This window comes from Amycolatopsis nigrescens CSC17Ta-90 (assembly GCF_000384315.1).
GTDB classification, from domain to species: Bacteria; Actinomycetota; Actinomycetes; order Mycobacteriales; family Pseudonocardiaceae; genus Amycolatopsis; species Amycolatopsis nigrescens.
Genome location: NZ_ARVW01000001.1, coordinates 5,483,550 through 5,509,930, shown reverse-complemented (window position 1 = coordinate 5,509,930; position 26,381 = coordinate 5,483,550). Strand labels below are relative to the sequence as shown.

Annotated in this window: 31 protein-coding genes; 19 read left to right on the top strand and 12 right to left on the bottom strand. The window is 70.0% G+C overall.

Translation table 11 applies throughout. The annotated features are described in order from the left end of the window. The first annotated feature begins 40 nt into the window (after positions 1–40). Positions 41–463 carry a winged helix-turn-helix transcriptional regulator gene (locus AMYNI_RS0126210; RefSeq protein ID WP_040405971.1) on the top strand — a complete coding sequence of 141 codons (423 nt, stop codon included), beginning with the start codon at positions 41–43 and terminating at the stop codon, positions 461–463. Positions 464–613: 150 nt separating this feature from the next. After that, positions 614–2,047 carry a rifampin monooxygenase gene (gene rox / locus AMYNI_RS0126205; protein WP_020671042.1) on the top strand — a complete coding sequence of 478 codons (1,434 nt, stop codon included), beginning with the start codon at positions 614–616 and terminating at the stop codon, positions 2,045–2,047. 4 nt (positions 2,048–2,051) lie between these two features. On the opposite strand, the gene AMYNI_RS0126200 is transcribed toward rox, so the two are convergent. Further along, the gene (locus AMYNI_RS0126200; protein WP_084628710.1) at positions 2,052–2,756 is read right to left on the bottom strand and encodes a TetR/AcrR family transcriptional regulator C-terminal domain-containing protein; all 705 of its coding nucleotides are present in this window, start codon (positions 2,754–2,756) and stop codon (positions 2,052–2,054) included. A 55-nt stretch (positions 2,757–2,811) separates the two neighbouring features. On the opposite strand from AMYNI_RS0126200, the gene AMYNI_RS0126195 reads away from it, so the two are divergent. Continuing rightward, positions 2,812–4,398, top strand: a complete 1,587-nt coding sequence (locus AMYNI_RS0126195) for an FAD-dependent monooxygenase (protein ID WP_040405968.1) — start codon at positions 2,812–2,814, stop codon at positions 4,396–4,398. A gap of 15 nt (positions 4,399–4,413) precedes the next feature. On the opposite strand, the gene AMYNI_RS0126190 is transcribed toward AMYNI_RS0126195, so the two are convergent. Further along, entirely contained in the window at positions 4,414–5,079 is a 666-nt protein-coding gene (locus tag AMYNI_RS0126190) for a TetR/AcrR family transcriptional regulator (protein WP_020671039.1), read from the bottom strand. A gap of 90 nt (positions 5,080–5,169) precedes the next feature. On the opposite strand from AMYNI_RS0126190, the gene AMYNI_RS0126185 reads away from it, so the two are divergent. Then, positions 5,170–6,300 carry an FAD-dependent oxidoreductase gene (locus AMYNI_RS0126185; RefSeq protein ID WP_020671038.1) on the top strand — a complete coding sequence of 377 codons (1,131 nt, stop codon included), beginning with the start codon at positions 5,170–5,172 and terminating at the stop codon, positions 6,298–6,300. A gap of 6 nt (positions 6,301–6,306) precedes the next feature. Here AMYNI_RS0126185 and AMYNI_RS0126180 read toward each other — a convergent pair whose 3' ends face one another. The 3 genes from AMYNI_RS0126180 to AMYNI_RS0126170 are packed head-to-tail and all read right to left on the bottom strand — an operon-like array spanning position 6,307 to position 7,885. Beyond that, the gene (locus AMYNI_RS0126180) at positions 6,307–7,107 is read right to left on the bottom strand and encodes an alpha/beta fold hydrolase (protein WP_020671037.1); all 801 of its coding nucleotides are present in this window, start codon (positions 7,105–7,107) and stop codon (positions 6,307–6,309) included. Beyond that, on the bottom strand, positions 7,104–7,508 hold the full coding sequence (locus AMYNI_RS0126175; protein ID WP_020671036.1) for a DUF1801 domain-containing protein: 405 nt from the start codon (positions 7,506–7,508) through the stop codon (positions 7,104–7,106). Before AMYNI_RS0126175 ends, AMYNI_RS0126180 begins: the two co-directional genes overlap by 4 nt. A gap of 11 nt (positions 7,509–7,519) precedes the next feature. Further along, complete coding sequence (locus tag AMYNI_RS0126170) at positions 7,520–7,885, bottom strand: DUF1761 domain-containing protein (RefSeq protein WP_020671035.1); 366 nt, start codon at positions 7,883–7,885, stop codon at positions 7,520–7,522. A 106-nt stretch (positions 7,886–7,991) separates the two neighbouring features. Here AMYNI_RS0126170 and AMYNI_RS0126165 point away from each other — a divergent pair, with 106 nt between their 5' ends. Together AMYNI_RS0126165 and lexA are read left to right on the top strand one after the other, a co-directional pair. Then, positions 7,992–8,624, top strand: coding sequence for a TetR/AcrR family transcriptional regulator (locus tag AMYNI_RS0126165; RefSeq protein ID WP_020671034.1), 633 nt, complete (start codon positions 7,992–7,994; stop codon positions 8,622–8,624). 53 nt (positions 8,625–8,677) lie between these two features. Then, on the top strand, positions 8,678–9,340 hold the full coding sequence (lexA, locus tag AMYNI_RS0126160) for a transcriptional repressor LexA (protein WP_020671033.1): 663 nt from the start codon (positions 8,678–8,680) through the stop codon (positions 9,338–9,340). 10 nt (positions 9,341–9,350) lie between these two features. Here the strand turns inward: lexA and AMYNI_RS0126155 are convergent, their stop codons facing one another. Continuing rightward, positions 9,351–10,172: an SAM-dependent methyltransferase gene (locus AMYNI_RS0126155; RefSeq protein ID WP_020671032.1), complete on the bottom strand. Its 822-nt coding sequence runs from the start codon at positions 10,170–10,172 to the stop codon at positions 9,351–9,353. 162 nt (positions 10,173–10,334) lie between these two features. Between AMYNI_RS0126155 and AMYNI_RS0126150 the strand changes: the two genes are divergently transcribed. Genes AMYNI_RS0126150 through AMYNI_RS49815 form a run of 3 tightly spaced genes read left to right on the top strand, consistent with a single transcriptional unit; the run spans position 10,335 to position 12,926 of the window. Continuing rightward, positions 10,335–11,660, top strand: a complete 1,326-nt coding sequence (locus AMYNI_RS0126150; protein WP_020671031.1) for a cytochrome P450 — start codon at positions 10,335–10,337, stop codon at positions 11,658–11,660. Between the two features lie 37 nt (positions 11,661–11,697). Next, complete coding sequence (locus tag AMYNI_RS0126145) at positions 11,698–12,753, top strand: alpha/beta hydrolase (protein ID WP_020671030.1); 1,056 nt, start codon at positions 11,698–11,700, stop codon at positions 12,751–12,753. Continuing rightward, positions 12,723–12,926, top strand: coding sequence for a hypothetical protein (locus AMYNI_RS49815; RefSeq protein WP_211225513.1), 204 nt, complete (start codon positions 12,723–12,725; stop codon positions 12,924–12,926). The genes AMYNI_RS0126145 and AMYNI_RS49815 overlap by 31 nt, the downstream gene beginning before the upstream one ends. Positions 12,927–12,988: 62 nt before the next feature. On the opposite strand, the gene AMYNI_RS0126135 is transcribed toward AMYNI_RS49815, so the two are convergent. After that, complete coding sequence (locus AMYNI_RS0126135) at positions 12,989–14,203, bottom strand: cytochrome P450 (protein ID WP_020671028.1); 1,215 nt, start codon at positions 14,201–14,203, stop codon at positions 12,989–12,991. Positions 14,204–14,258: 55 nt separating this feature from the next. Here AMYNI_RS0126135 and AMYNI_RS0126130 point away from each other — a divergent pair, with 55 nt between their 5' ends. Continuing rightward, on the top strand, positions 14,259–14,864 hold the full coding sequence (locus AMYNI_RS0126130) for a TetR/AcrR family transcriptional regulator (protein WP_020671027.1): 606 nt from the start codon (positions 14,259–14,261) through the stop codon (positions 14,862–14,864). Positions 14,865–14,981: 117 nt separating this feature from the next. On the opposite strand, the gene AMYNI_RS0126125 is transcribed toward AMYNI_RS0126130, so the two are convergent. Beyond that, the gene (locus AMYNI_RS0126125; protein WP_020671026.1) at positions 14,982–15,629 is read right to left on the bottom strand and encodes a response regulator transcription factor; all 648 of its coding nucleotides are present in this window, start codon (positions 15,627–15,629) and stop codon (positions 14,982–14,984) included. Further along, complete coding sequence (locus AMYNI_RS45415) at positions 15,626–16,801, bottom strand: sensor histidine kinase (RefSeq protein ID WP_020671025.1); 1,176 nt, start codon at positions 16,799–16,801, stop codon at positions 15,626–15,628. Before AMYNI_RS45415 ends, AMYNI_RS0126125 begins: the two co-directional genes overlap by 4 nt. Positions 16,802–16,929: 128 nt before the next feature. On the opposite strand from AMYNI_RS45415, the gene AMYNI_RS0126115 reads away from it, so the two are divergent. Then, on the top strand, positions 16,930–17,538 hold the full coding sequence (locus AMYNI_RS0126115; RefSeq protein ID WP_211225512.1) for a class I SAM-dependent methyltransferase: 609 nt from the start codon (positions 16,930–16,932) through the stop codon (positions 17,536–17,538). Here the strand turns inward: AMYNI_RS0126115 and AMYNI_RS0126110 are convergent. Further along, positions 17,526–19,811, bottom strand: coding sequence for a glycoside hydrolase family 43 protein (locus tag AMYNI_RS0126110; protein WP_026360939.1), 2,286 nt, complete (start codon positions 19,809–19,811; stop codon positions 17,526–17,528). The genes AMYNI_RS0126115 and AMYNI_RS0126110 overlap by 13 nt on opposite strands. A gap of 193 nt (positions 19,812–20,004) precedes the next feature. Between AMYNI_RS0126110 and AMYNI_RS0126105 the strand changes: the two genes are divergently transcribed. Then, on the top strand, positions 20,005–20,289 hold the full coding sequence (locus AMYNI_RS0126105) for a DUF3040 domain-containing protein (protein ID WP_040407335.1): 285 nt from the start codon (positions 20,005–20,007) through the stop codon (positions 20,287–20,289). Between the two features lie 24 nt (positions 20,290–20,313). Here the strand turns inward: AMYNI_RS0126105 and AMYNI_RS0126100 are convergent, their stop codons facing one another. Further along, on the bottom strand, positions 20,314–20,922 hold the full coding sequence (locus AMYNI_RS0126100) for a TetR/AcrR family transcriptional regulator (RefSeq protein ID WP_020671021.1): 609 nt from the start codon (positions 20,920–20,922) through the stop codon (positions 20,314–20,316). A gap of 87 nt (positions 20,923–21,009) precedes the next feature. On the opposite strand from AMYNI_RS0126100, the gene AMYNI_RS0126095 reads away from it, so the two are divergent. From AMYNI_RS0126095 to AMYNI_RS0126065, 7 genes are all read left to right on the top strand, one after another. Next, the gene (locus AMYNI_RS0126095) at positions 21,010–21,411 is read left to right on the top strand and encodes a hypothetical protein (protein ID WP_020671020.1); all 402 of its coding nucleotides are present in this window, start codon (positions 21,010–21,012) and stop codon (positions 21,409–21,411) included. A gap of 49 nt (positions 21,412–21,460) precedes the next feature. Beyond that, on the top strand, positions 21,461–22,174 hold the full coding sequence (locus AMYNI_RS0126090) for a YqeB family protein (protein ID WP_040407333.1): 714 nt from the start codon (positions 21,461–21,463) through the stop codon (positions 22,172–22,174). Between the two features lies 1 nt (position 22,175). After that, positions 22,176–22,775: a TetR/AcrR family transcriptional regulator gene (locus AMYNI_RS0126085; RefSeq protein WP_020671018.1), complete on the top strand. Its 600-nt coding sequence runs from the start codon at positions 22,176–22,178 to the stop codon at positions 22,773–22,775. Positions 22,776–22,808: 33 nt separating this feature from the next. Beyond that, positions 22,809–23,591, top strand: a complete 783-nt coding sequence (locus AMYNI_RS0126080) for a MerR family transcriptional regulator (RefSeq protein ID WP_020671017.1) — start codon at positions 22,809–22,811, stop codon at positions 23,589–23,591. Next, positions 23,588–24,166 carry a hypothetical protein gene (locus tag AMYNI_RS0126075; protein WP_020671016.1) on the top strand — a complete coding sequence of 193 codons (579 nt, stop codon included), beginning with the start codon at positions 23,588–23,590 and terminating at the stop codon, positions 24,164–24,166. Before AMYNI_RS0126080 ends, AMYNI_RS0126075 begins: the two co-directional genes overlap by 4 nt. A 62-nt stretch (positions 24,167–24,228) precedes the next feature. After that, complete coding sequence (locus AMYNI_RS0126070) at positions 24,229–24,798, top strand: TetR/AcrR family transcriptional regulator (RefSeq protein ID WP_020671015.1); 570 nt, start codon at positions 24,229–24,231, stop codon at positions 24,796–24,798. Positions 24,799–25,016: 218 nt separating this feature from the next. Beyond that, positions 25,017–25,589, top strand: a complete 573-nt coding sequence (locus AMYNI_RS0126065; RefSeq protein WP_020671014.1) for a snapalysin family zinc-dependent metalloprotease — start codon at positions 25,017–25,019, stop codon at positions 25,587–25,589. Between the two features lie 50 nt (positions 25,590–25,639). On the opposite strand, the gene AMYNI_RS0126060 is transcribed toward AMYNI_RS0126065, so the two are convergent. Then, entirely contained in the window at positions 25,640–26,377 is a 738-nt protein-coding gene (locus tag AMYNI_RS0126060; protein ID WP_020671013.1) for a MerR family transcriptional regulator, read from the bottom strand. Positions 26,378–26,381 lie beyond the last annotated feature (4 nt).

Here is a 26,381-nt window from a genome sequence, read left to right as displayed (position 1 = left end):
CTGCCAAGACGGCACCTTCTCCACAGGTGGTGAGCTCCAGGTGACCTCCCAGGCGGCGCGCTCGGCAGGAAACGGGCGCGGTGACTTGTTCGATCCCGAGTGCCCGACCCGCCAGCTGCTGGACCGGATCGGCACGAAGTGGATGTCGATGGCGGTCAAGGTCCTCGCGGAGGCTGCCCCGCACGAGGTGCGTTTCGCCGAGTTGCGGCGCCGGATGCCCGGTGTTTCGCAGAAAATGCTGTCGGTGACCCTGCACAGCCTGGTCCGGGACGGGTTGGTCGCCCGCCGGGTCGAGCCGACCGTGCCGCCGCGGGTGCACTACCGGCTCACGGAGCTGGGCCTGTCGCTGGAGACCCCGCTGGCGGCGCTTCGGACCTGGGCCGAGCAGCACATGGCCGAAATCGACCGCGCCAACGCCAGTGACGCTGGAAAAGGATTGGACGGGTGCCGCCCTGGCTTATAGCTTGCGGTGGACCGTGACACCGCCCGAGGAGGTGAGACCCATGAACGCTGGATCGATGTGGGTGCTCCCCCTTTCCGTCACGGCCGGGCGATTGACGTAGGTGTCGCCGGGAGCGCCTCGACCACAAGGCACTCCCGAAAGGCAACACCCATGGATTCTCCGCGGTTTTTCGACGTGATCATTGCCGGGTGCGGGCCGGCCGGCGCGATGCTGGCCGCCGAATTGCGGCTGCACGATGTGCGGGTACTCGTGCTGGAGAAGGAAACCGAGCCCGTGTCGTTCGTCCGCATAGTCGGCCTGCACATTCGCAGTCTCGAATTGATGGCGATGCGCGGACTGCTGGATCGCCTTCTCGAACACGGAAGAAAGCGTCCGGCCGGCGGTTTCTTCGCCGCCATCGCCAAACCCGCGCCAGAGGGCCTGGATTCCGCGCACGCCTATCTGCTGGGCATCCCGCAGCCGGTCGTCGTTCGCCTGCTCGAAGAACACGCGATCCAACTGGGTGCGCAGGTCCGGCGCGGTTGTGCGGTGGCCGGTTTCGAGCAGGACGACGAGGGTGTGACCGTCGAGCTGGCCACCGGCGAACAGCTGCGTTCGCGCTATCTCGTCGGCTGTGACGGCGCGCGCAGTGCGGTGCGCAAACTGCTCGGCGTCGGCTTCCCCGGCGAGCCATCGCGGAACGAGACGCTGATGGGCGAAATGGAAGCGGGGGTGTCGTCGGAGGAGATCGCCGCCAAAGCGGCCGAAATCCACCATCAGCGATTCTGGCTCCGCCCCTTCGGTAAAGGGGTCTACAGCGTCCTGGTCCCCGCCGCGGAAGTCAGCGACCGCACGAAACCGCCCACCCTCGAGGATTTCAAACAACAGCTGCGCGCCATCGCCGGAACCGACTTCGGCGTGCACTCCCCGCGCTGGTTGTCCCGTTTCGGGGATGCCACCCGGCTGGCCGAACGTTATCGGGCCGGGCGAGTGCTGCTGGCCGGCGATGCGGCGCACATCCATCCACCCCTCGGCGGGCAGGGCCTCAACCTGGGAATTCAGGACGCGGTCAACCTCGGCTGGAAGCTGGCCGCGCAGATCCGCGGCTGGGCGCCGGAAACGCTGCTGGACACCTACCAGGCCGAACGTCGTCCGGTCGCCGAGGACGTGCTGGACAACACCCGCGCCCAGCTGGAGCTGTCGTCCACCGAACCTGGCCCGCAGGCCGTGCGCAGGCTGCTCACCGAACTGATGGACTTCGACGAGGTGAACCGCCACCTGATCGAGAAGATCACCGCGATCGATATCCGCTACGACTTCGGCGAAGGCCCCGACCTGCTCGGCCGCCGGCTGCGCGACATCGACGTGAAACAGGGCCAGCTCTACGGGTTGCTGCAGCACGGCCGCGGCCTGCTGCTGGACCGCACCGAACGCCTGACCGTCGGCGGCTGGTCGGACCGGGTCGATCACCTCGCGGATCCCACCGCGGCACTGGATGTTCCGTGCGTCCTGCTACGCCCCGACGGCCACGTCGCCTGGATCGGCGACGATCAGCGGGACCTGGACGACCAACTTTCCCGCTGGTTCGGCGAACCCGCCGGCTGATCGGTCAGCGACCCATTCGGGCCGCGAGACCGTCGAGCACGCAGTCCAGGCCGAACGCGAACTCGACGTCGGGCTCGAGTTCCTCGGCTTCGTGCACGCGGCGGGCGAGCATCGGGTGCTCGCCCGCCGCGATGACCTCGCGGATGTAGGGGCCGACGCTGCGCTGCCACTGCTCCTCGGTCAGGCCGGTGCGCTGCTCGGCGCGCCGGGCGGCCTGCTGGGTGGCCACCGAGCCCAGCACGTACGCGCGCACGGCACCGAGTGCCTGCGAGGCCATGGTGATGTCGGGCGTGAGCGCGACAGCGGCGCGCAGCGCGGATTCGGACCGCCGCAACGAGTTGGGGCCGAGCGAGGGCCTGCCCGTCAGTTCGCCCGCCAACCACGGATGCCGCAGCAGGGTCGCGCGCAGCGCGTGCGCGACCGCGGCCAGGCCGGCGCGCCAGTCCCGCGAGGGCTCGGGGAGCGGGTCCTCGCCCTGCGCCGCGTCGATCATCAGGTCCACCAGTTCGTCGCGGTTGGTGATGTAGCGGTAGAGGGTGGCCGTCCCGGAACCGAGGTCGCCCGCGACCCGGCGCATCGACACCGCGGCCAAACCCTCCGCATCGGCGACGGCCAGTGCGGCGGCCACGTACTGGTCCACCCCCGGCGCGCGCCGGCGCGGTTCGGGGCGAGGCCTTGTCCACACCGACCAAGGAGCGGGTTCGGTCATCGAGTTGTTCCTTTCTTCGTTGACCTGCATCCTAACTTATGGCTACGCTGTAACCATGACAGCAACAGCGTATCCAGAATTGCCAGTGCTCGTGGTCGGAGGCGGCAGCGTCGGACTGCTCACCGCGGCGCTGCTCAGCCACCACGGCGTCCCCGCGGTGCTCGCCGAACGCCGGTCCGGGCCGTCGGTCCACCCGCGCGCCACCGGCATCGCGGCGCGCACCGTCGAGGTCCTCCGCGAGCTCGGGCTCGACACCGCCGTCGACGCCGCCGCGGTCGACCTCCGGGGCGGCGCGGGCAAGGCGGTGGCGCGGACCGTCGTCGAGATGGGCACTGGCGACGTCATGACCGTGCCCATGCCGGCCCCCTCGGCCACTGAACTGGACACGACGCCGTTCAGGCTGCGCGGCGTCTGCGCGCAGGACCGCCTCGACGCCGTGGTGGCAGCCGACCTGGCGCGCCGCGGAGCGGATCTGCGCTGGTCGACCAGCCTGGTCGGGATCGCGCAGGACGCGGACGGGGTCGACGTCGAGCTGGAGGGGCCCGACGGCCGCTACTCGTTGCGCTGCGCGCGCGTGGTGGCCGCGGACGGCGCGCACAGCACCGTGCGGACCGCGCTCGGCGTGGCCACCTCCGGGGCCGGCGACCTGGGCAAGTCGATGATCAACATCCTGTTCCGCGCCGACCTCCGGCCCCATCTGCGTGGAATGTCCTTCGCCACCTGCACGATCACCACGCCGGAGGCGCCCGGCCTGCTGGCGACCGTGGACGGCGAGACGAACTGGGTCCTCCACGTCGCTTGCGACGTCGATGGGGGCGAGCGTCCCGAGGACTTCACGCACGAGCGCTGCGCCACGATCGTCCAGGCGGCGGTCGGCGACCCCGACCTCGACGTCGAGGTGCGCAGCGTGCTCCCCTGGCGACCCCGGAGCTCCCTGGCCGACCGCTTCGCCGTCGGCCGCGTGTTCCTCGTCGGCGACGCCGCGCACACCGTGTCGCCGATGGGCGCGTTCGGCCTCAACACCGGGGTCGCCGACGCGCACAACCTGGCGTGGAAGCTGGCCGCCGTGCACCAGGGCGAGGCGGGCGCCGGGCTGCTCGACACCTACGCGCAGGAGCGCGAGCCGGTTGCCGCGGCGACGCAGGACCAGGCGATGCGCAGGCTCGCCGACCCGGCGCTGCACTGGGGGCGCGGACCTGAGGCCGACGCCGCCAGGGCAGCCGCAGGGGTGTGGGCGGCGCCGGTCGTGCACCTCGGCCAGCGGTACGACTCGGCCGCCGTCATCGACCCGCGGCCGCAACTTCCGTCCACTGTGGACCTGGCGGTGGCGCTGGACGGGTCGCCGGGTTCACGGGTGCCCCACGCGTGGGTCGACGGGGTTTCCACGCTCGATCTGGTCGCGTCCCGGTGGACCCTGCTGGTGGGCGCCGCGGGCGAGGAGTGGCTCGCCGCCGCGGCGGACGCCGGCCTGCCGGCGCACCGGATCGCCGCACCGTGGCTGTCCGACGACGGGGCCCTGCTCGTGCGACCGGACGCGATCGTCGCGATGCGGGTCGCGGCACCGGTTCCGGACCCGGCGCGGTTCCTCGCCGACGTCCTGGACCAGGTGCTGGTGAGATCGGTCGCGGTGCCGAGCACCTGACCGGGAAGGACATCCCTAGCGAAGGGTCGCGATACCGGCCAGGAAGATGTCGATGCCGGAGAGGAACTGTTCGCGGTCGTCGTGCTCGCGCAGCTGCGTCGCCACCTTGTGCACGAACGGGTACTGGCCGGGGTCGAGCTGTGCCCATTGCGCAGCGATGGTGGCCAGGAAGACCGATCGGTCCGCATCGCTGCAGGTGAGGACCCTGGCGTTCGCGGCATTCTGCCCGGCGACGCCGAGGACGTAGTTGACGAGCGCGCCCGCGGCATCGAAGAGCGACCGCTCGGGAACGTTGAGCGCGTCGAGCAGGCTGCCGATGCTCTCGTAGATCTCCAGCAGTGCGGGGCGCCACGGTTCCCGGGAGAGTTGAGCGCCGACCCAGGGGTGTGCGTCGATCGCGTCGAACAGACCCAGTGCGACGGTACGCAGCGCTTCCCTCGGCTCCGCATCGGTGACCACGCCGGTCATCACGCGGGCGATGATCTCGTCGGTGGCCGCCGCGAGCAGGTCGCTCTTGTTCGCGACGTGGTGGTAGATCGCCCCGTAGCCGGTGTTCAGCCGGGTGGTGAGGGTGCGGAAAGTAAGCGCGGTCTCGCCGCCGGCGTCGAGAAGGTCGGTCGCGACCTTGACGATCAGCTCCTTGGACAGCCCGTCCGTGCGCCGTTGAGCCTTCTTCGCCATGGGCGTCATTATTGCATTGTTGGATCGCCGATCCAAAGCCGTGCTAAGTTGTTGGAGTAGCGATCCAACGAACCTCTTGGGAGCAACACCATGACCACACCGGTCACGATCATCGGTGCCGGCCTCGGCGGTCTGGTACTGGCCCGCGTCCTGCACGGGCACGGCATCCCGGTCACGGTCTACGAGGCGGAGTCCTCGCCGACCTCGCGCCGTCAGGGCGGGATGCTCGACATCCACCCCTGGAACGGCCAGCCGGCACTCGAAGCGGCCGGCCTGACCGAGGGATTTCGCAAGCTCATCCTGGAGGGCCGCGAGTCCTACCGGGTCCTCGACCGGAACGGGACCGTGCTGCTCGACCGGCGAGACGACGGCACCGGCGAGCGTCCCGAGGTGCAGCGCGGCGAGCTGCGGCAGCTGCTGCTCGATTCGCTTCCGCACGATGTCGTCCGATGGGGACACAAGGTGACCGGTGTGCGGGCGCTGGACGAAGGTCGCTACGAGGTGAGCCTGGCCGACGGCAGCACCGTCGTCACAAGCCTGCTCGTCGGCGCGGACGGCGCGTGGTCGCGGGTTCGTCCGTTGCTCTCCGACGCCACTCCCGAGTACGCCGGCGTCTCAGTCATCGAGACCTTCCTGTTCGACGGTGACACCCGCCATTCCGCCGCCGCGAAGGCGGTCGGCGCCGGATCGCTTTTCGCGCTCGCGCCGGGCAGGGGAATCCTGGCTCATCGGGAGAGCGGCGGGACCCTGCACACGTACACGCAACTGCTGAAGCCACCGGACTGGCTCGCCGGCATTGATTTCACCGATGCCGCAACCGTGACCGCGCGGGTCGTCGAGGAGTTCGACGGCTGGGCCCCCGAGCTCACCGCCCTGATCACCGACAGCGATACCCCACCGGTCCTGCGCCGCCTCTGCACGCTGCCGATCGGGCACCGCTGGGATCGTGCGCCGGGGGTCACCCTGCTCGGCGACGCCGCCCACCTCATGCCACCGAACGGCGAAGGCGCCAACCTGGCCATGCTGGACGGTGCCGAACTCGGTCAGGCCATCATCGCGCACCCCCACGACGTGGAGACCGCGCTCGCCGAATACGAACGGATCATGCTCACCCGCGCGGCCGCCGAAGCAGGAGACGACGACATCTACAAGATCATGTTCGGTGACGACGCACCGCACAGCATGGTCGCCATGATGACCGGAGCCGAACAAGCCTCATGACCTGTGTCATGGGGTGAAGAACTGCTCGAGCACGCCGGCGAGCACCTTCGGGTCGGCCACGTGGGTCTGGCCCTCGATGATCCGGCGCTCTGCCGTGGGAAGTGCCGCGGCGATCGCGTCCGCGGCCGCGTCGAAGAAGCCGGGTTGCAGGCCTCCCAGCTGCGGGTCCGGGATGCCGCCGGTCGCCACCAGTGCCGGCTGGGTGATGGTCGCCAGCCGGGTGACCGGTGGCCGTCCGTCGCCGAGGCAGGCCGCGTCGTAGGCGAGCGTGGGGGCGAGTGCTTCCAGGCTGGGCCAGAACGACGAGGCGCGCGCTCCGGCGATGTCTTCGTCCGACGAGCCCGCCAGGCGCATGAACAGTTCGAGCGCGTCGCCGCGCTGGCCGTCGGCTAGCGCCGCGGTCAGCCGGCCGACGTACTCCGACCACTGTTCTGCCGCCACGTCGTTGTCCATGTACGGAACCTCGTACACGGCGATCCGGTCGACGGCGAGTCCGGCGGCGGCCGCCTCGAGTGCGAGCGCCCCGCCCGACGAGGCGCCGAACAGGTGCGCCGACCCACCGGCCTCGCTGATCAGCGCGTCGATGTCCTCGATCTCACGCGCTACCGCGTACGGGAGGGTGTCGCCGCTGTCGCCCCGGCCGCGGCGCGCGTAGTTGAAGACGGTGAAGTTCCGCGCCAGCTCCGGGACGAGCGCCTCGTTCTCCGAACCGTCATCGAGCCCGCCGCCCACCAGGAGCACCGCCGGACCGGCTCCGGCGCGCTGGTAGCCGATCGACGTGCCATCCTTCGACGTCACACAGGTCATTTCGGGCTCCTCGCGGCAATAATCTTTCGCCAGCCGCCGGCGCGGTTGTTCGCGATGATGTGCTTGAGAAGCTGGCTGAGTGCGGGCACGTTGATCGGCTCGCCCTCGTAGTAGGAGATCATCCTGGCGGTCTTGTTCTGGTGCCCGGCCGTGATGATGCCCTCCGGGTCGGGGACGATGCCGCCATCGTAGAGGAACACGTTCACGTGGTTCTTCGCGGCGAGCAGCGCGCAGATGTTGCCGTTCAGCACGAAGTAGGGCTGGACCGTCCGCTTGATCGTCTCGACGACCTCGGGGTCGGCCGCGTGCACGATGTCGCGCACCTGGTGGCAGATTTCCTGCTGCCAGTCCGGCAGCTTGTCGATGTAGTCGTCGACGCGCGGGTCCTTCTGGTAACTCACGATGCCCTCCCCTACAGCCACAGACCGACGATGATGCCCACGGCGAGCAGCTTGATCAGCCAGTCTCCGCCATGCCGGGCCGCTGTGGCCACCGGAACCTTGTCCCACATGACAGATCCGGACAGCAGCACGAACGGGAACGCCGCCCACAGCACCAGCGCGAGCAGCAGCATCGGGCCGATCGTCGCGATGTCCATGGCCTTCGCCAACCCGGCGATGGCACCCGCCACCAGCGCGCTGCGGCCGAACTCGGCGACAATCTGCAGCGGGGACGGGCGGCCGTCCGCGGCGCGGTCGCGGTCCAGCACCGAGTACCAGACGCTGCTGATCACGAAGGATGCGACCGCCGAGGTCAGGATCGCGGCGATGACGGTCATCTCACACCGCCCGGTCTGGCGGAGTACTGGATGAGAAAACTACACTGGCTAGTGTTCATAAGAGGAAACTAAACCGGGTAGTTTCCGGAGTCAAGGGGGGCTTCCCATGACAGGGCGCCGCGAGGAGCGGTCGGCCGCCAAGCGTGCCGAGATCGTGGCCGCCGCGCGAAAGGTGTTCACCACGCACGGCTACCTCGGCACCAGCATGGACGCGGTCGCCGCGGCGGCCGGCGCGTCCAAGCGGACCGTGTATCAGTACTTCGCCGACAAGGAAGAGCTGTTCGCGGCGGTCGTCCTCGAAACAGTGGACCGCGGCTACGAGTACTTCCGGCCGCACATCCTCGCCCTCGCCGAGACCGACGACCTCGGGACCGCGTTGCGGCAGCATGCCCGCGTCACGGTCGCCGGGATCATGAACCCCGAGGTGCTCCAGATGCGCCGCCTGGTGATGGCCGAGGCGGACCGGTTCCCCGAGGTGGGCCGCCAGTACTACGAACGCAGCTGGGTGCGGACGACCGGCCTGCTGGCGGAAACCTTGACCCGACTGACCGAGCGCGGCCTGCTCAAGGTCGACGACCCCGGGCGCGCGGCCTTCCTGTTCACCTGGCTCGTCGTGTCGATCCCGTTGCAGCGCACCGCGTTCATGGGCAATGCGGCCGCCGGCACGAAGGCCGAGCTGGACGAGTTCGCCGACGAGGGCGCCCGTGTCTTCCTCGCCGCGTACGGGACCGGCACCTAGCCAAGCCCGGACCTCGATAAACGGCGAGGGTGCGAGCCTCTACCATTCCGCGGGTGACCGCCTACCACGATCTTGACCTCTTCGAGCACCTGGACACCGCGGCGCTGCCGCCCCGTCAGCAGCGGATCCTGGTCACCATCCGGGACTGGGTGGTCCGGTACGGATACGCGCCGAGCACCCGGCAGATCGGCGACGCGGTCGGCCTGCGGTCCTCGTCCTCGGTGTCGAAGCACCTGACGAGCCTGGAGGAAAAGGGTTTCCTGCGGCGCAGCGACACGATGTCCCGGCCGATCGACGTGCGCGCGTTCCTCGGCGAACCGTCCACCCGGGAGCCCGCCGACGACTCGGTGTCCGTGCCCGTGGTCGGCCACATCGCGGCGGGAACGCCCATCTCGGCCGAGGAGCACGTCGACGACATGCTGACGCTGCCCCGCGGGCTCACCGGGCGCGGCACCGTTTTCGGCCTGCGGGTGCGTGGTGACTCGATGATCGACGCCGCGATCTGCGACGGCGACATCGTCGTGGTGAAGCAGCAGCCCGAGGCCCATTCCGGCCAGATCGTCGCCGCGATGATCGACGACGAGGCCACCGTCAAGGTGTACCGCCGCCGCAACGGCCACGTTTACCTCGAACCGCGCAACCCCGACTACGAGGTCATCGACGGCGACAAGGCCGTGGTGCTCGGCACCGTCGTTTCGGTGCTGCGCAGCGTCTGAAAGCCCTGCGCTACCGGGTCTTCTTGGCGACACCGCCGTAGATCTGCGCGTTGGCATCGGGATCGTCAGAGATGTCGCCAGGCCCGCCTGGCCGCCACAGCGCGCAGCCGACCAGTCCCGGCTCGATCAGCTCGAAGTCCCCGAACATCGCCTCGACCTCGTCGTAGGTCCGGGTGGTCGCCTGGTCACGTCCCTTGGCGCGGTTGAACATGCCCACCGCGCTGTCGATCCGCTCGGCCCGCTGGTCGCTGCTCAGATGCGAGATCGCCAGGTAGCTCCCGACCGGGACGCGCCGCCGGTACTCGGCGAGCAGTTCGGTCGGGCGGTCACCGTCCGGGATCCAGTGCAGCAGGGCCACCATCAGCACCCCGACCGGCTCGTCGAGATCGAGCAGCCGGCGCGCCTCGGGACTGGCGAAGATCTCGTCCGGGTCGTGGAAGTCCGCGTGCACGATCGCGGCGCGTTCGTTGGCGGCGAGGATCAACCTGCTGTGCGCCACCGCGATCGGGTCGCGGTCCACGTACACCACCCGGCACTCCGGGTCGATCCGCTCGGCGACCTGGTGCACGTTGTTCACGGTCGGGATGCCGGAGCCGATGTCGAGGAACTGCCGGACGCCCTCGGCCATCATGCTCCGGACCACCCGGCCGAGGAACGCGCGGTTCAGCCTGGCCACGTCCCGGATGCCGGGCATGATCTTTTCGGCCTGCACCGCGGCTTCCCGGTCGGCCTGGAAATTGTGCGCACCCCCCAGCAGGCAGTCGTACGTCCGGGCGCTGCTCGGGGTCGTGGTGTCGATACCCGGTGGAACCCAGTCCTGCTGTTGTGTCATCTCACGTCCCTCATTCACTTTTGTGCCGGAGAGCCTACCGAGCCGCCACACGCGGACGATTGATCCATCGGTGTGACGGCATGTCAGCCGATGGGGTGCTGTCGCTACCCACCGGGCAGCGCCTAAGGTGGCACATCCGTTTCCCTCTGCTGAGGAGAGAGAATGAGCGTCCCGGTCGCGCCCGGCCGTTGGATCTTTCTCGGACACACCCCGTCGATGTTGCGGCATCGGGTCGGGTACACCTCTTCCCTGCGCGAACACGGCGACCTGGTGGAGATCTATCTCGGCCCGCTGCGGACGTATTTCCTGACCAGCCCCGAGTTGGTTAATCGCGTGCTGGTCAGCGAAGGAACCAGTTTTTCGAAGGGCGCCATTTTCGACCGGTTCCGGCCGTTTATGGGCAACGGGCTCGTCATGTCGCAGGGCGCCTTTCACCTGCGTCAGCGGCGGCTCGTGCAACCCGCGTTCCACCACACCAGGCTCGCTTGCTACGTGGACACGATGGTCCGGGTCTCCGCCGAGCTGACCGCAGGCTGGCGCGCCGGCGAGGTCCGCCAAGTGGACGACGACATGCAGCACCTCGCCATCACGGTCGTCGGCGAGACGCTCTTCTCCACTGAACTGGGCAAGCGGGCCATCGCCGAGGCGCGCCGGTCGATTCCGGTGGTGCTCAAGGAAGGCATGATCCGGGCACTGTCGCCGAAGATCTTCGAGCGGGTGCCGCTGATCCCTGCCAACCGGCGGTTCGACCAAGCCATCGAACGGCTGCGGCGGATCGTGTTCGAGGTGATCGCGGCCTGGCGGGCGGACGGCGAGGACCGCGGCGACCTGCTGTCCATGCTGATGCTCGCGCAGGACGAGGACACCGGCGAAGGCATGACGGACCAGCAGGTCTACGACGAGGTGATCACCCTGCTCACCGCGGGCAGCGAGACCAGCGCGGTCGCGCTGACCTGGTTCTTCCACGAGATCGCCCGGCATCCGGAGGTCGAGCGGCGGGTGCGGGCCGAACTGGACGAGGTGCTGGCCGGGCGCCCGGTGACCTTCGACGACGTGCCGAAGTTGGAGTACACCCGCCGGGTCGTGGACGAAGTCCTGCGGATGTACCCGATCTGGATTCTGATGCGCCGCGCGCTGGTGGACGTCGAACTCGGCGGAACCAGGCTGCCCGCGGGCACCGAGTTCATGTTCAGCCCGTACTCGCTGCACTTCGACCCGAGGTACCACGAGGACCCGGACCGGTTCGACCCCGATCGCTGGCTGCCGGAACGGGCCGCGCGAATACCGCGAGGCGCGTTCATCCCGTTCGGCGCCGGCACCCGCCAGTGCATCGGCAAAGCGTTCGCGCAGACCGAGATAACCGTTGCTGCGGCGACCATCATGGCAGGCTGGCGGCTTGTTCCGGTGCCGGGCAAGCCGGTGCGGACCAAGGTCACCTCGGCGGCCTACCCGAGCCGGATGCCGATGACCGCGGTGCCACATCTTTAGATTTATCCGAACAACTATATTACCGGAGGTAAATCCTGTGTACCGGTTCCGCGGTGGACGGAAGAGCGTTTCGATCCGCCGTTGCCTGGCCGCCGGACTCGCGGTGGTGGCACTCGCTTTTCTGCCGGCTCCCGCGCCAGCACTGGCGGCCGAGCCGACCTGCCGGGAGATGTATTTTCCGGTGACCCTGCTCGGTACCCCGCAAACGATGCACGGCAACCTGTGCGTGCCGGCCGGTGGTTCGGAAACAGTTCAGGTGCTCATTCCCGGTGGCACCTACAACAGCACGTACTGGGATATCGGGTTCGAGCCGGAAAAACGGTCGTACCGGCTGGCCATGAACAGGGCCGGATACGCCACCCTCGCGCTCGACCGGCTCGGCACCGGCCGCAGTTCGGTGCCGCCGAGCGTGCTGCTGACCACGATCACCGAGGCCGGGTCCGTGCACGAAGTGGTCCAGATGCTGAAGTCCGGTGAAAAGGGGCCGCGGTTCGAAAAGGTGATCCTTGGCGGGCATTCCTTCGGTTCCGGGGTGGCCATCGTGGAGGCGGCGACCTTCCACGACGTGGACGGCGTGCTGGTCACCGGGCTGGCGCACCGGCTGAACGTCGGCGGCGCGGTGCCGATCTTCGCCGCGACGCTCCCGGCGTTCCTCGATCCCAAGTTCGCCGGCGACGGCCACGATCTCGCCTACCTGACCACCTTGCCGAACACCCGCTACTCGATCTTCCACAAGCCAGGGCCCATGGTGGAGGGCGCCATCGCCTTCGATGAGGCCACAAAGGACACTTCGGTGCACACCCAGGCGGTTGACCTGTTCCCGCTCGGCGTGATCCTGCCGTACTCGAAGTTGATCGACGCGCCGGTGATGATCGCGCTGGGGCAGGACAGCGTCTTCTGCGGCCTGCTCGCCACCGACTGCTCGTCCGCGGAGGGGATCAAACGGACCGAGGCGGCGTACTACTCGCCGGCCGCGGACCTGAACACCTATGCCCTGCAGGGCTACGGGCACGCGATCAACTACGCGCCCAACGCGCCCGACTACCACCGGGCGGTCGTCGAGTGGGCGGACCGCAAGGTCGGCACGCAGTAGCCTCGGCGCGCCGGGCAGTCGAGCTGCCCGGCCAGTCCGTGTCCGGCGACGGCAGGACGCTCACCGCCCGCGCGACGACGACGATCGACCGCTACGCGTTCGGGGTGACCGCCGCCAAGGGCATGACCGGCCGGCGGCTGCACCTCACCATCGAGATCGTTGCCCGGCTCTGACCTTCGCGCCGAGCACGTTCGAGCGCCGCTGACCCCCCGTCAACGGCGCTCGAACGCGGTGCCTAAACGGTCACCGAGAGGGTGTCCAGGCCGCGCAGGTTGATCCGGCCGTTCCAGTGCAGGTCGCCGATCTCGGCGGCCGGGAAGCGCCGCGCGAACCGCTCGATCGCCACCCGTCCCTCCAGCCGGGCCAGCGACGCGCCGAGGCAGTGATGCGGGCCGGCGCCGAAGGAGACGTGCTGTCGCGCGTTCTCCCGGTCCAGCCGCAGCTCGCCGGCGTCGGCGCCCCAGAACTCCTCGTCGCGGTTCGCCGACGCGAGCCCGGCCAGCACGAAGCTGCCAGCCGGGATCTCATACCCGCGCACCGGGTACGGCTCCAGGGTGATCCGCCTGCTCATCTGCACCGGGCTGTCGAACCGGAGCAGTTCGTCCACCGCGTTGCCGCCGAGGTCGGGGCGGTCGCGCAGCAGTTCCAGCTGGGCGCGGTCGTGCAGCAGGGCGAGGATGCCGCCGCCGATCAGGTTGACGGTGGTCTCGTGCCCGGCGATGTAGAGCAGCAGCACCTGCGCCACCAGCTCGTCGTCGCTGAGCACGTCCCCGTCGTCCTCGGCGGCGATGAGCGCGGTGAGCAGGTCTTCGCCGGGGTTGCGGCGTTTCCAGTCGATCACCTCCGCGCCGATCACGGAAAGCTCCCGGTCGGCGTCCGCGATCGCGGCGTGCACCTGCGGGTCGACCACCGGCTCCAGCGAGCGCACCACGGTGCCGGTCAGCTCGCGCAGCCGGACGTGGTCCACCGGTGGCATGCCGAGCATTTCGGAGATCACCGCGAACGGCAGCGGGAAGGCCAGTTCGGCGACCACGTCCGCGTTCCCGGCGGCGGCGATCCGGTCCAGCGCCTCGTCCACCAGCTCGACGATCCGCGGTTCCAGCGCGGCGACGGCGCGTGGGGTGAAGGCCTTGGAGACCAGCTTGCGGAGCCTGGTGTGGTCCGGCGGGTCGACATCGAGCATGGACAGCCCACGCATGCGCTGACCGCGCTCGCCGTAGGCGGCCTCGATCATCTCCCGCAGCGGGCCCGGCCTGGCGTGCTGCGCGTCGACCGAGTGCCCGGAACGCAGCAGCGAGGCCACGTCCTCGTGCGCGGAAAGGATCCAGAACCCGAGCGGGTGTTCGTGCACCGGCGCGGCGGCGCGCAGCTCCGCGTAGTGGGGGTAGGGATCCTCGGCGAATCCCGGTGCGAAGGGGTTGAACTCGAACGTGACGGCGCTGTCGGTCATGGTTCACCTACTTTGCGGTGGTCACATACTCTGTGTATGTCGATAAACTCAGCGTATGTCCGCTGTCAAGAGCCGCCGGGAGCAGTACTCCGAGGCGACCCGCGCCGCCCTGCTGGAGACGGCGACCGCCCTGTTCGCCGAACGCGGGTTCGCCGGCACCGCGCTGGAAGACGTCGCCTCCGCCACCCAGGTGACCAGAGGCGCGGTCTACCACCACTTCGCCAGTAAACGGGAACTGTTCGAAGCCGTGCTGGAAGCACTGGAGATCACCGCGATGGGCAGGGTCGCGAGCGCGGCCTCCGAAGCGACGGACGCCTGGGAAGCCGCGCTGATCGGGCTCGACGCGTTCCTGGAGCAGTGCTGCGACCCGGTGTACGGCAAGCTGGTCTGGCAGGAAGGCCCGGTCGCCCTCGGCTGGGACCGCTGGAAGCAATGCGAAGAGAAGTACGCGTACGGCCTGACCGAGCAGTTCGTCCGGTCGCTGATGGATGCGAGCTATATCCAGCAAAGCCCGATGGAGCTGACCACCCGCTTCCTGTTCGCCCTGCTGGGTGCGATGGGCAGCAGCCTCGCCGACGCGAAAGAAGCCGACAAGCCCCGCGTCCGCGACGAATGCGCCACCCTCACCCGCCGCCTCCTCTCCGGCCTCCGCCCCCACTAACCCCCTCACGCAGAACTCGCGATGCGCCAACGTGGGACTCGCGATGCGCGAACGTGGGACTCGCGATGCGCGAACGTGGGACTCGCGATGCGCGAACGTGGGACTCGCGGGTAAGGGTCAGAGCAGGCCGCATTGGGCGGCGAGTACGGCGAGCTGGACCCGGTTCGCACAACCGGTTTTCAGCATCAGATTCGCCACGTGCGTCTTCACCGTGGTGACGCCGAGGTGCAACTGGAGGCCGATGTCGGCGTTCGGCAGCCCGGCGCCGACCAGCGCCAGCACCGAACGTTCCCGCTCGGTGACCCCGTCCAGCCTCCGCTTCGGGTCGTCGTCCCGGGTGGTCCTCGATCGCATCGCCTGGTCCACCAGCCGCCGCAGCACGGCCGGGCTGAACGGGTTGTCCCCGGCCGCGGCGCGGCGGATCGCGTCCAGCAGCTCGGCCGGGGCGGCGTTCTTGGCCAGGAACCCGCAGGCGCCGGCGTTCAGCGCGGGATAGAGGTGATCGTCGTCGTCGAAGGTGGTCAGCACGACGACGCGGGCAGCCGGGTGCGCACGCAGAATTCGTTCGGTCGCGCTGATCCCGTTCATTCTCGGCATGCGCAGGTCCATCAGCAGCACGTCGGGCACCAACCGCGCGGCGAGCTGGACGGCCTCGTTCCCGTCCGCGGCCTCCCCCACCACCTCGATGTCGTCGCTGGAGTCGCACAGCATGCGCAGCCCGGCCCGCACCAACTGCTGGTCGTCCACGAGCAGCACCCGGATCACCGGTGCGCCTCCGAGTGCACCGGCGGCAGCTCGGCCACCAGCAGCCAGCCTTCCGCGCCCGGCCCGGCGGTCAGCGTGCCGCCGGCCAGCTCCACCCGCTCGCCGAGGCCGATCAGGCCGAAACCGCCAGGCGGCGCGGTTTCCCGCGGAGCCGCCCCGTCATCGGACACCTCCACCCGCACCCCGCCGGAATCGTCGAGCGCCACCCGCAGCCGCGCCCCGGTCGCCCGGTCGGCGTGTTTCAGCGCGTTCGTCAGCCCCTCCTGCGCGATCCGCAGCACGGCCAGCCGGCGGATCGCGTCCAGCTCGGTGACCCGCGGGTCCAGCTCGACCCGCACTGGCAGGCCGGACCGCCGGATCCGGTCCACCACGTCGGTCAACGCGGCGGGCAGGTCGGCCGGGTCCAGCATCGGCTGGTGCGGGTCGTCGCGCACGGTCGCCGGGTCGCGCAGCACGCCGACCAACTCGGCCAGGTCGGCCAGCGCCGAGTCCGCGGTCGCGTGCACGTCATCCAGCACACTGGTCACCCGCGGGTCGGCATCCGCGACCACGTGCCGGACCACCCCCACCCGCAACACGATCGAGGCGACGTGGTGGGCGACCAGATCGTGCAGTTCGCGGGCGATGGCGGTGCGTTCGGTGGCACGGGCCGCGATCGTCTCCGACTCCCGAAGCCGCTCGGCTTCGTGCGCCTTGGCGAAGTACCGGGTCATCCACAGTCGCAGGGACCACATGTGCACCCCTAGTCCGGTGGCGGCGCCGGCCACCACGACCACCCAGAACACGCTGACCGCGAAGTCACCACCGCTGCCCCGCCAGGCGTGGAACGCGGTCGCCGCGGCGAGCGCCAGCGTGGCGAGCACCGTCGGCGCGGCCACCGGGCTACGTTCGCCGCGCCGCATCACCAGTTCCAGCACCGCCCACGCGGCCAGCACCTGCACCACTTCCCGGCCGACCGTGGTACCCGGCACGGCCAGCGCGAGCAACGCCGACTGCGCCAGCGCGACGGCGAGCGGCCAGGTGCCGCCGCCGATGGTCAGCACCGCCGAGACCAGCGCAACGGTCCAGTCGAGCGCACCGGGCGGTTCGCCGGGCAGCAGGGCGACCGCGGCCGCCGCCACGGCGAGCGGGACGAACCTGCCCGGAATGATGAGAACCTGCTTGATGAGCACGTCTCGACGCTAAGCGATCCCCTACTGGCACGCCTCCTGCCGAAGGAGGAGACCGGGTCGTCCTGCCGGCCGCGAACCCGGCCGGCAGGCGGAGGCGTGAAGATGCGGTCGCGGCCACCGTGATCATCATGACCAGCACCGCACAGGACCTGCGCACCTTCGTCTCCGCGGCCGCCCGCCGGCCCGCCGTGATCGGCGCGATCGCGCCCAGCTCGGCCACCCTCGCCGACCGGCTCGCCTCGGTGGTGCCCAGCTTCGGCCTGCCCACCGTGGTGGAGCTCGGGCCGGGCACCGGCTCGGTCAGCGCGGCCATCGCCAGGCGGCTGCCCGAAGGCGGCCGTCAGCTCGCCGTGGAGATCGACCCGGAACTCGTCGAGTACCTGCGCCGGACCAGGCCGGAACTTGAGGTGTCCTACGGCGACGCCGCCGACCTGCGCGCGTTGCTCGCGGTGCACGGGGTCGGGCGGGTGGACGCGGTGGTCAGCGGGCTGCCTTGGGCACTGGTCGGTACCGGGCGCCAGGAGCGGATCCTGGCCGAGGTCACCGGCGCGCTGACCCCCGACGGCACCTTCACCACCTTCGCCTACCTGCACGCGCTGCCGCTGGCCCCGGCAAGGCGGTTCCGCGCCCTGCTGCGCTCGTTGTTCGACGAGGTGCTGGTCACCAGCGTGGTGTGGCGCAACACGCCACCGGCGATCAGCTACGTCTGCCGCCGTCCGGTCGTTCAGCGGCGGTAGACCCGGAAGTAGTCGAAGACCGCGGTCACCGGCGGGGTGTCCCCGCCGTGTGCCACCAGCCCGATCCGCGGCGCGGGCCCGGCCGGGAAAGTCCAGGTACCGCCCCAGGTCCAGTGCTCGCCGTCGCGGCTCGCCGCGCTTCGGAACCGGTGCTCGCCGGTCTCGCCGACGCTGTGCGCGAGCCGGAGCCAGGTGGTCTCCGCCGGTGCGGTGAGCGCCATGCCGCCGAAGGAAAGCGCGCCGGCGTAAGGAAGTTCGCGGCCGTACTCGAGCTGCCGGGTGTTCCAGATGGCGACCTGGCTCAGCCGGGCGAAATCGTCGTCGCCGGCGTAAGCGATCAGGCCGGCTTGCTGGTAGTTGCGCGTGGAGTCCTCGCCGAGGGCGAGGCCGAGCTTGGTCTCCACGAGGTAGTCGCCGTCCGGGGCGTCCCGCAGCAACACCCCGGCGTTGTTCGTGGTGCCGACCAGATCCGCGGCCTGCGCCGGCCAGCGCAGTGCCCCGCCGGCCACCGTCGCGGCCGGGTCGGGACGCACCCACCGCCACGCCGGGTCCAGCACGGTGCCGAACTCGTCGGAACGGGACCGGTCCAGCCGGCCGGGTTCCGGGGTGGGCACCGGGTTCCGGCCGAGGCGGGCGGCGGGTGCGGCCGACACGTTGTCCAGTTCGGCCGCGCCGTCGGCGGTCAGCGCCAGCGCGCCGTCGCGCGGTCTCGGTGGCACCGAACGGGCCTGCTGTGCCACCGGATTGCCGAGCCTGTCCTCGGTGACGCTCGCGGTCAGCGTCCGGCCGTCGATCCGGACGGAGAGCGTATGCCAAGTGCCGTAACGGAAATCGCGGGGAAGCGGGGTGGCCCGCCGATCGTGCCCGCCGCCGGAGTACAGGTCCACCACGAGCGCGCCCGCTCGCCGGTCGATGGTGGCCGTCACCTCTTCGCCATCGGCGCCGAGCCGCACGGTGACCCCGGCCGCGCCCTCTTCCCGCGGCAGCCGGAGATCCACATCGAACTGCAGGTCCGCCGGAATCCGCGCGGTGGACCACAACCGGTCCCGGCCGGGACCGCCGTGGCGCAGCAGGCCGCCGGAATCGGTGCCGGTGGCGGGAAGCACCGCCCAGCCAGGGGCCGGTGTGCGCCAGCCCGGCCCGAGCCCGGACCGCTCGAACCGGTCGCCGACCGGCCCGGCGACCACCGGTGCGCGCTGCGGACCGTCGGAGGCTCCCGCACCGGCCCGCACCACCGGCCAGTCGTCGATCCAGTCCAGCCGGTCCAGCAGCATCGGCCGCTCGACGTCGACGAAGGGCCGGTTCAGGTAGGGATCGTCGCGGTCGATCGCGTGGTAGACCAGCCATTCCTGGCCGGCGGTATCACGGATCATCGCGTTGTGCCCGGTGCCGATCCAGGTGTTGCCGTTCGGCTGGAGCACCGGGGTGCCGCCGGTCCGCGATTCGAGCAGCGAGTCGCCGTCGCGGTCGATGAACGGTCCCGCTGGGCCGCGCGCGCGGGCGGCGAACACGCTGTAGCCGGCAGTGGGACCGGCGCAGCAGTTCGAGGCTGAGCCGAACAGGTAGTACCAGTCGCCGTGACGCACCACGTACGCGCCTTCGTACCGGTGGCTGGTCGAAATCTGGATCTCCTCGCCGGTCACGCGCAGCCCGTCCGCGGACAGCGGCACCACGACCAGCCCACCGAGGTAGGAGCCGTAGTAGAGCCAGCGCGTGCCGTCGGAATCGGTGAACATGGCCGGGTCGAAGGTCCACTTGAAACCACCCTCGGTGTCCGGCCGCGGCGCCACCAGCGGGCCGCCCGCGTCGGACCACGGCCCGACCGGGCTGTCCGCGGTGGCCACCCCGATGGCCGAGTCCCCGCCCGGGTACAGATTGGTGTCGGTGACCATGAAGTACAGCAGGTACCGCCCGTCCACATAGCGGATGTCCGGGGCCCACAGCTCTGCGTCCGGCGCCATCCAGACGGGCCGGGTGGCCGTGCTGAACACGTCCGCCACGTGCTCCCAGGTGGTCAGGTCGGCGGAGCGCAGGATCGGCAGCTGGTGCCGGAAGATCTCGCCTTCCCGCAACGGGTCGCTGGTGCTCACCGCGTACCAGAAGCCGTCCTTGCCGCGGATCAGCACGGGGTCGGCGAAGGTGTCCGCCGCGGCGGCGGAGATCGGATTGGTGTACAGCCGCGGGGATTCGTCCGCGACGGCGGAGCCCGGATCCACCACGACGGAGAGCACCAGCACGATCGTGGCGAGCACACGACCCAGAACTCCGGCCACCGAACCACGCCCCTTCGCGCCGAACAGCCGTGCACCGTGTTCACATTCGCACGTTCCGTAGCCGCGGATGACCGCCAAAGGACTCAATACCTTCGTCTCAGCGGGCCCCGACCGGCAGAAGGGCACACACTGGCAAGGGACACCGTGACACGACGGCGCTCGAGGGCGATAATGGCTGGAGGTGGTGCAGGCGATGACACTTCATGATGAGGAACAACGCCGACTGGCCGAGATCGAACGCCGGCTGGCTGAGGACGATCCGAGGCTCGCCGACAGGCTGGCCGAGCTACGGCCGATGCGGCTACCGGCCGCGGTAGTCGGGGTGCTCGGCATCCTGACCACCATCGCGGCCGGGCTGGTGGTCATGGTGCTCGGGGCGCAGCAATCCTCTCCGGTGCTGATCGTGATCGGCACCCTGCTCGTCGCCGGCGTGCCGACGCTGATCGTCTGGCGGCTCTGGCTGCACCGGATACGCTGAGCACAACCGTCCTCAGTGGACTCCTCAGGCGTCGCCGATGAGCCTGGCGAGCACGGTGCCGAACAGCCGCTCCGGCACGGCGTCCGGGTCGATCCCGCGCTCGATGGCGAACCCGTTGGACAGGGCCAGCATCGCGACGGCCAGCTCTTCGGCGGGCAACGGCAGGGTGAGCCGCCGGACGTCCGCGGCCCGCTGGATCGCTTCGGTCATCGCGCGCCGGAGCTGGGCCCGCCGTTCGGCCAGGCCGGCGTGCACCTCGGGATCGCGCATCGCCGCGCCCCAGTACTCCAGGAAAAGCCGGTGCCAGGTCGCGTCCTGGTGCACCGCGAGCAGCAGCCTGGCGCCCGCCTCGTGCGCCGCTTCGCCGACGTCGCCCAGTTCGGCGAAGGCGGCCGTCGCGGCGTCCACCCTGGCCACCAGGTGTTCTTCCATCAGCGCCAGCACCAGTTCGTCCTTGCCGGCGAAACTGGAGTAGAAGGCGCCTTTGGTCAGCCCGGCGGCGGCCGAGATGTCGTTGATCGAGGTGCCGCCGATACCCCGCTCGGCGAACACCGCCGCGGCCGCGTCGAGCAGCCGACGACGGGTCTGGGCGCGGGTGGGCCGACGACGCCCGGCGGTTTGTTCGGCCGACATGCGCCAACCGTACAGCGATGACAACTTCGGCCGGAACGCTGCCATTTTCCGGATTTCCCGGCCAGGCCCGCGGAGTTAGCATGAGACATGGCCGGCGCGGCTTCCTTCCCGCTCGCCAACGTGCTGCTGTATGCGGTCATCGCGGTGCTGCCGACCGCAGCGGGTTGGGCGATCCTGCGCGCGCCGGCGCTGGCCCGCCTGCTGTCGCGGCGGTTGCGCCCGGTGCGGCCGTCCCCGGCCGGCCCACCGATCCAGACGCTGGCCGCGGACCTGCGCCGGGTGCACCGGTTGCTCGCCGGTTACCAGCCGGGCACGCCGGCGGCCCGGCGGACCGGTACGCGGCAGGCGTACGACGCGCTGTTGGTTCAGGCCAGCACTGCGGTCGGCGTCGAGCACCGGCTCGGCGAACTGGCCGAAGGGATGGACCGCGAGCTGGAACGGCTGCGGGTGGAGGAGGCACTGCGCGTGGCTGGGCTGGCGATTCCCTGAGCCGCGGCGGATTTGCTAAAACAGAGTGGCTGCTCTGATAATGGCCCGCATGGTCGGGGAGAGTTCTGAACGACAGGTGACCGGTGACGCGACGATCGTCGCGGACCCGGTGTGGCTGCGGCCCGCCACCTGGCTGGTGTGCCCGTTTCTCGGCGGCGCGGCGGGCTGGGGGCTGAAACTGGCGGCGGGCTGGCTGCTCTCGCTGAGCTGGGTGCCGTTCAAGGGGCCGCTCGAGCTGATCGAGTCCATTCCCGAGCCGCTCGGCATGCTCGGTGCGATCGCGATCGGCGTCGCGGCCGGGCTGGTGCTGGCCTACCTGGTGGTCGCGGACCTGCTCACGGTGCGGATCGGCCATGCCGAAGTCGCGCTGGAGCGCGGCGGCAAGGTGCAGCGGGTCCCCCGGCCGGAGATCAGCGCGGTCTTCCTGACCGGGAAGAACCTCACGCTGCTCGACGAGTCCGGCAGCGAACTCGCCTCGGCCAGCACGGACCTCAGCGGCAAACGTTTGCGGGAGGCGTTCCGCGGCCAGGGACTGCCCTGGCAGGACGGCGGCGACCCGTTCGCCGACGACTACCGGCTCTGGGTGGAGGACATGCCCGACCTGCCGGCCGGCGCGAACGCGTTGCTCCGCGCCAGGACGCGGGCGTTGCGCAAGCACGAGTCCGAGGAGGCTTCGGTGATCCGCGCCGAACTGGTCAAGCTCGGCGTGCTGGTCCGCGACGAGAAGAAGCACCAGTACTGGCGGCTGAGCGGACAGCGCTGACGTGCGCACCGTCGACCCGGCCAAGCACGAGGCGAAACGACGGCGCATCCTGGACGCGGCGACGGATTGCTTCGCCCGCAAGGGGTTCGAGCGGACCACCACCGCGGACATCTGCGCCGAGGCCGGCATCAGCTCGGGCAGCCTCTTCCACTACTTCCCCACCAAACGCGCGGTGTTCCTGGCGATCTTCGAGCAGGACGGCCGCGAGATCGCGGCCCAGCTGGCCAAAGCCGCCGAAGCCGAAGACGCCTGGAGCGCGGTGCTCGAACTCGTCGAAACCCAGGCCGGGCAGGTCACCTATCCGGACGTGGCCGGCCTGGTCGCCGAGATGACCGCGCACGCGGGACGAGACCCGGAGTTCGCCGAGCTGTTGAACCGCAACGACATCGCGCTCCGCGACGGCCTGGCCGGGCTGCTCGCCCGCGCGGCCGAACAGGGAACGGTCGACGCCTCGCTCGACCCGGTGCTCGCGGCCACCTGGGTGAGCGCGCTGATCGACACGGTCTTCTTCCGCGCCGCCGTCGACCCGTCCTTCGACGCCGGGGAACAACTCGCGATGCTCCGGCTGATCGTCACCAGGTTCCTCCGCGCCGAACCTTGACCTTGTCGCGAGGTCAAGGTTTTAACTGGGCTGATGAGGATCGGTGAGCTCGCCGCCATGATCGGCGTATCGACCCGCGCCGTGCGGCATTACCACCGCCGCGGTCTGCTGCCCGAACCGGCACGGCTGGCGAACGGCTACCGGGAGTACGGCCTGCGCGACGCCATCGTGCTAGCCCGGATCCGGCGGCTCACCGAGCTCGGCCTGAGCCTGGACGAGGTCCGGGACGCGCTCGCCGGCGATCAGGGCCGCGACCTCGCGGAGATCCTGGCCGAGCTGGACGAGGACCTGGCCCGGCAGGAAGCCTTGATCCGGGACCGCCGGGCTCGGCTCGGCCGGCTGATCGAACGCGCCGAAGGGGGCCTGGTGCACGCCGACGATTCGGTGTCACCGGAGATGGCGGCGTTGTTCGGGGAACTCGAGCGCACCACCGGTGCGCTGCCGCCGTCCCCGATGGCCGTCCGGGAACGGGAACTGCTGGCGCTGCTGGACACCAGCGCGGACCCGGAACAGCGGGACCGGGTGCTCGCGGCGATCAGACCGATGGCAGCCGACCCGGCCGCCGCGGCCGCCGGGCACGAGCTGCACCGGCGGCTCGACGAACTCGGCGACGCCACCGCCGACGATCCGAGGGTGGCGCCGCTCGCCGAAGAGCTGGCCGGCGCGATCCCGCCGGGGCTGGCCGCCGCGATCGCTCCGGCCGCGGCCGATCCGGTGGACGCGTTCGGCACGGCCTTGCTCGGCTCGTTCGCCCCGGCGCAGGCCGAGGTGATCCGCCGGGCGGTGCGGCTGTTCGCCGAGCGGAGCGGGTCATGAGCCTGCCCCGCCGCCTGCTGCTGCACCAGATCCGCGCACTGGGCGATCTGTGGTTCTGGCTGCTTCGCCGCCGTCACGGCGTCGGCCCGGATGACGTCGCGCTCGGCTACGCCCGCGACGAGGTCCCGAAGATGGTCGCGATCGCCTTCGCGCTGGGGCTGGAGACGGTGGTGGTCGGCATGCTCGTGCCGTGGCCGCTGATCCACGTGCTGGACGTGCTGGCGGTGCTGCAGGTGCTCGGCATGCTCGCCACCAACGTGACCCGACCGCATGTGGCGGGCGGCGGCTGGTTGCTGTTGCGCCAGGGAGCGCTGTTCACCCTGGAGGTCCCGCTGGCCTCGGTGACCGCCGTGCGGGCGGCCGGGAAGGACCACGAAAGCCACTCGGTTCAGCTCGGCGACGAGGAAGCCAGCGTCATCATGGGCAACCGGACCACGGTGCTGGTCGAGCTGTCCGAACCGGTCACCGTGCGGCTGCCGGACGGCACCACCGGTACCGCCACCCGCCTCCGCTTCCACGCCGACGACCCCCGCACCGCCGTCTCCACCCTCCACTCTCTCGTGCCCGCCCCTTAAGGCCCCCAAGACTAGAACACCCGTCCTAGACGGTCGTTCCAGCGCTGTCGTAGGGTCGCGGCATGGGAAACCGGGACGACCTGCTCGCCGGAGCAAAGCGCTGCCTCTACGAGAAGGGTTACGCGCGCACCACCGCCCGCGACATCTCGGCCGCGGCAGGCACCAGCCTCGCGTCCATCGGCTACCACTTCGGCTCGATGGAGAAGTTGCTGAACACCGCGCTGATCGAGGCGTCCAGGGAATGGGGCGAAGGGCTCAGCGAAGCGCTGTCCACCGCGGCGGACCGGGACGCAGCCCCGCTCGCCAGGTTCGAGACCGCGTGGACCCGGATCATCGAGCTGTTCGCCACCCACCGCCCGCTCTGGGTGGCCACCTTCGAAGCCATCGCCCAGCTCGACCACGCCGAAGAGGTGCGCCGGTACTTCAGCGACGGCATGCAGGAGGCCAGGCTCGGCCTCGCCGCGCTGATCCAGGACATCGAGGAGACGGACGAGGCGGCGACCGGGATCGGCACGCTCTACCAGGCGCTGCTGACCGGGGTGATGGCGCAATGGCTGATCGACCCGGACCGCGCCCCCTCCGGCCGCGAGCTGACGGCCGGCCTGAAGGCGATCATCGAACGCGCTCAATAGTCCTTTTCCAAGAACAACTTAAGCGCCGTTCGTAGGTAATCGGCCGCACGTTTTGCCGCATTTCTCCGAGGTGTTCGCCCAGCGTTACAGCCTGCCCCGCTTTCAGTACGAAAGTCGGATGCCCTCCTCCGCAAGATCTCCTTATATTCAGCGACACGAAAGTTTTTCACCCACCGGATCGCTCAGCTGTTTGTTCCTTTGAGGACGAGGAGTTTCGCATGTCGATCAAGACCTTCATGTCCGGCGCCGTCGGTGTCGCGATGCTGGCCACCCCGATGCTCGCGGGCACCGCGCTGGCCGCACCAGCCGCGCCGCAGGCCGAACCCGCGATCATGGCCGCCACGGTCTACTACGACGCCTCCGGCGCGCCGACCTTCCGCGACGCCATCGCCGCCGGCCTCTCCAACTGGAACAACGCGGTCAACAACGTGAAGTTCGAGGAGAACGCGGGCAGCGCGACCCTGCGCTACACCGAGGGCAACGACCCGCGCGGCTCCTACGCACAGACCGACGGCCACGGCAACGGCACCATCTTCATCGACTACACCCAGGCACAGCAGTACGACCAGACCCGGATCGCGGCGCACGAGTCCGGGCACGCGCTGGGCCTGCCGGACCACTACGAGGGCCCGTGCTCGGAACTGATGTCCGGCGGCGGCCCCGGCCCGTCCTGCACCAACGCGAACCCGAACGCGGAGGAGCGGTCCAGGGTGGAGTCCCTGTGGGCCAACGGTCTGGCCAGGACCGCCGGTGAGATGAAGATCTACGCAGGCAGCTTCCCCACCCGCTGACCCACGCCCGCCGACCTCGTGAGTGGAAAGTGTTGTCCCAACAACATTTTTCACTCACGAGGTTGGTTTTGCTTGATCACCCTGGCGAGGTGCTCGCCGAGCACCGACTCGATGTTGCGCTCCAGCGCGTGCCCGAGGATTCCCTGCACCGAGCTCATCGCGACCAGCCGCAACTGCCGCAGCAGCTGGGTCACCTCGGCCACCTCGTCCTTTTCCGGCAGCCACGCGTCACCGTGCTCGGCGATCAGCCGGGACGCGCCCGCCTCCACCATCCGCCGCGCCACCACGTCCACCGCCGGCGCGATGTCCTCGTACAGCTCGATTAGCTCGCCGATGCTGAACCCGGAGCCGGTCAGCTCGGTGAACCCGCTGAGCAGCTGCGGGCTGGTCACCAGGCAGCGCTCGCCATCGGGTTCGAGCAGGCCGAGCCGCACCACCCGGTCGAACTGCTCGTCGCCGCCGAGCAATTCGCGCACCTGGTCGGTGGGCAGGTAGGCCGGGATCTCGTCGGTCCACGGGCTGTTGATCGCTTCTTCGAGACCGAGCACTTCGCCAAGATTCTTGCCCTGTTCCCAGCCGGAGAGCAGTTCGGAGATCTGCGCGGAGGCGTAGCCGCGCCGCAGCAGCGAGCCGATCAGCCGCAGCCGGGCCAGATGGGCGTCGGTGTAGATGCCGACCCGGCCCTCCCGGCGGGGCGGTGGCAGGATCCCGCGGTCCTGGTACGCCCGGACGTTCCGGGTGGTGGTCCCGGCCAGACGCGCCAGCTCGTCGATGCGGTACTCGGCCACCGGG

What these genes read in the sequence shown, in the direction of transcription:
- AMYNI_RS0126150 (WP_020671031.1), top strand. Translation starts at nt 10,335, where the DNA reads ATGAGCGTCCCGGTCGCGCCCGGCCGTTGGATCTTTCTCGGACACACC.
- AMYNI_RS0126170 (WP_020671035.1), bottom strand. Translation starts at nt 7,885, where the DNA reads ATGACCGTCATCGCCGCGATCCTGACCTCGGCGGTCGCATCCTTCGTG.
- AMYNI_RS0126200 (WP_084628710.1), bottom strand. Translation starts at nt 2,756, where the DNA reads ATGACCGAACCCGCTCCTTGGTCGGTGTGGACAAGGCCTCGCCCCGAA.
- AMYNI_RS0126075 (WP_020671016.1), top strand. Translation starts at nt 23,588, where the DNA reads ATGAGCCTGCCCCGCCGCCTGCTGCTGCACCAGATCCGCGCACTGGGC.
- AMYNI_RS0126195 (WP_040405968.1), top strand. Translation starts at nt 2,812, where the DNA reads ATGACAGCAACAGCGTATCCAGAATTGCCAGTGCTCGTGGTCGGAGGC.
- AMYNI_RS0126115 (WP_211225512.1), top strand. Translation starts at nt 16,930, where the DNA reads ATGACCAGCACCGCACAGGACCTGCGCACCTTCGTCTCCGCGGCCGCC.
- AMYNI_RS0126130 (WP_020671027.1), top strand. Translation starts at nt 14,259, where the DNA reads ATGTCCGCTGTCAAGAGCCGCCGGGAGCAGTACTCCGAGGCGACCCGC.
- AMYNI_RS0126155 (WP_020671032.1), bottom strand. Translation starts at nt 10,172, where the DNA reads ATGACACAACAGCAGGACTGGGTTCCACCGGGTATCGACACCACGACC.
- AMYNI_RS0126180 (WP_020671037.1), bottom strand. Translation starts at nt 7,107, where the DNA reads ATGACCTGTGTGACGTCGAAGGATGGCACGTCGATCGGCTACCAGCGC.
- AMYNI_RS0126190 (WP_020671039.1), bottom strand. Translation starts at nt 5,079, where the DNA reads ATGGCGAAGAAGGCTCAACGGCGCACGGACGGGCTGTCCAAGGAGCTG.
- AMYNI_RS0126080 (WP_020671017.1), top strand. Translation starts at nt 22,809, where the DNA reads ATGAGGATCGGTGAGCTCGCCGCCATGATCGGCGTATCGACCCGCGCC.
- AMYNI_RS0126100 (WP_020671021.1), bottom strand. Translation starts at nt 20,922, where the DNA reads ATGTCGGCCGAACAAACCGCCGGGCGTCGTCGGCCCACCCGCGCCCAG.
- AMYNI_RS0126135 (WP_020671028.1), bottom strand. Translation starts at nt 14,203, where the DNA reads ATGACCGACAGCGCCGTCACGTTCGAGTTCAACCCCTTCGCACCGGGA.
- AMYNI_RS0126090 (WP_040407333.1), top strand. Translation starts at nt 21,461, where the DNA reads ATGGTCGGGGAGAGTTCTGAACGACAGGTGACCGGTGACGCGACGATC.
- rox (WP_020671042.1), top strand. Translation starts at nt 614, where the DNA reads ATGGATTCTCCGCGGTTTTTCGACGTGATCATTGCCGGGTGCGGGCCG.
- AMYNI_RS0126065 (WP_020671014.1), top strand. Translation starts at nt 25,017, where the DNA reads ATGTCGATCAAGACCTTCATGTCCGGCGCCGTCGGTGTCGCGATGCTG.
- AMYNI_RS0126185 (WP_020671038.1), top strand. Translation starts at nt 5,170, where the DNA reads ATGACCACACCGGTCACGATCATCGGTGCCGGCCTCGGCGGTCTGGTA.
- AMYNI_RS0126105 (WP_040407335.1), top strand. Translation starts at nt 20,005, where the DNA reads ATGACACTTCATGATGAGGAACAACGCCGACTGGCCGAGATCGAACGC.
- AMYNI_RS0126095 (WP_020671020.1), top strand. Translation starts at nt 21,010, where the DNA reads ATGGCCGGCGCGGCTTCCTTCCCGCTCGCCAACGTGCTGCTGTATGCG.
- AMYNI_RS0126070 (WP_020671015.1), top strand. Translation starts at nt 24,229, where the DNA reads ATGGGAAACCGGGACGACCTGCTCGCCGGAGCAAAGCGCTGCCTCTAC.
- AMYNI_RS0126165 (WP_020671034.1), top strand. Translation starts at nt 7,992, where the DNA reads ATGACAGGGCGCCGCGAGGAGCGGTCGGCCGCCAAGCGTGCCGAGATC.